This window comes from Frankia sp. CeRuru1, assembly GCF_977966315.1.
The window spans coordinates 1-1,652 of the sequence record NZ_CDWWEW010000404.1 but is presented as its reverse complement, the minus strand read 5'-3'; the positions used below and the strand labels follow the sequence as shown (position 1 = coordinate 1,652).

Below are 1,652 nucleotides of genomic sequence, written 5' to 3'. Positions count from 1 at the left end.
CCTCAAGGAGCAGGCGCACGACCTCACCGACGATTTTGTCCGACCAGGTGGGCAGTCCTAGCGGGCGGGTTCCCCCGTTCTTTTTCGGGATATGCACCCGCCGCACGGGGCGGAATCGGTAGCGCTCGTGGCGCATCGCATCGACGATGCGTCCGATCTTCGCCTGGGACATGCCGTCCACGGTTTCCTGCGTGACCCCGGGCGTCATCGCGCCCTGGTTGGTGTAGATGCGCCCGTAGGCCAGCAGATACAACTGCGGGTTGAACAGCTGCCGATACAGTTCGTCACACGGCAGCCCCCGCCTGCCGCGCTCACGCAGGACACCCAGCACCGTTGCGGCGCTCTGCATTACGCATACCTCCCGAGACTCGGGTGTCCGATCACCTGGCCCCCTTCGCCCTGTAGGCGGCTTTCCCGCCCTCCCTGGCCGGTCGTGACTCCGGCGACTACTACAAGGCCTCCGTCGCCATAGGGCTCGCGCCCGACAGGCGATCCCGCGTTCGTCTCTGTTGTACGTGACAGCGTGACGTAGGCGTCCCACTCATCTCCTTGAACACCCTCGCTGGGCGTCGCCCCGCACCCTGGAGGTTGCATCGGCAACCTTCGACTCCGACGCAGGGCACGGCACCGGTTTCAGAGGTCTTTCCGGTGGATGGGAACTTGCATCGACTGGAGATTGGGATTCAGGCAATCCAGCTTTCGCCATATCACGCGGGCCCACCCGGCGCGCCGTCCCTGACCACTGGACCCGGCCGTCGGGAATCATGGCATGCTGTTGTCCCCTTCACCTTTCGGATCCAGGTAAGCCATCCGACCCAGGAACCTCCCTCCAAGTCCCTCCCAGCTGAACTGGGGATACAACAGAGCGCCTCGCGGCGCACAGGGTACGTTCGACCACCCATCGTTTCGGCAGGGCCTCGAAGGTTTTCTGACCGGGTTTCTTCCGAACGATCTCGACGGTGGTCCTCATGATGGTCCGCGCCCATGCAACAAGCTGGCCAGCGAAACCGCCGTCGGCGAACAGATGACGGCAGCGATGATGGGTGAAGTAGTGGTCTATCAGGAGGCGCCGGCCGCCGTCGCGGTCCTGGACGTTGGCAGGGACGACGAGGACGGTCAGCAGGAGACCCAGCGTGTCGACGATCACGAACCGCTTGCGCCCGTTGACCTTCTTGCCGGCATCGTAGCCGCGGGAGTCGGCGCCGACCGTCTGGGCGCCCTTGACCGGCTGGGAGTCCACCACCCCCGCGGTCGGCTCCGCCTCCCGGCCCTGCGCGAGCCGGACCCTGCCCCGCAGCGCGTCATGGATCCCGGCGGTCACGCCTTGTTTCTTCCACCGGTCAAAGAAGCCGTAGACCGTCTGCCACGGCGGGAAGTCCGCCGGCAGCGCCCGCCACACGATCCCGTTGTGTGTCACGTACAGGATGGCGTCCACGATGTCCCGGCGAGAGTGCGCCTCGGGCCGGCCGTCCTTCGATACCGGCGGCAACACAGCTTCGACAAGCGCCCACTCGGCGTCGGTCAGATCCGATGGATACCGGTGTGTACGTACCATGACCAGCCCCTGCCGCCATCACCCCCGTCCAAACCCCACCACCAACATCCACACCAACTTTCCGTCACGCTCCGCATATGCAAAAAGATCCAAAACA

The 1,652-nt window shown here is 65.1% G+C and carries 2 pseudogenes; both read right to left on the bottom strand.

The features are described from left to right. Positions 1-349 (bottom strand): annotated as a pseudogene (locus AC08OP_RS21355) (maturase); the annotation flags it as partial. A 534-nt stretch (positions 350-883) separates the two neighbouring features. Then, positions 884-1,561, bottom strand: a pseudogene (locus AC08OP_RS21350) (IS5 family transposase); the annotation flags it as partial. Between the last annotated feature and the right edge of the window lie 91 nt (positions 1,562-1,652).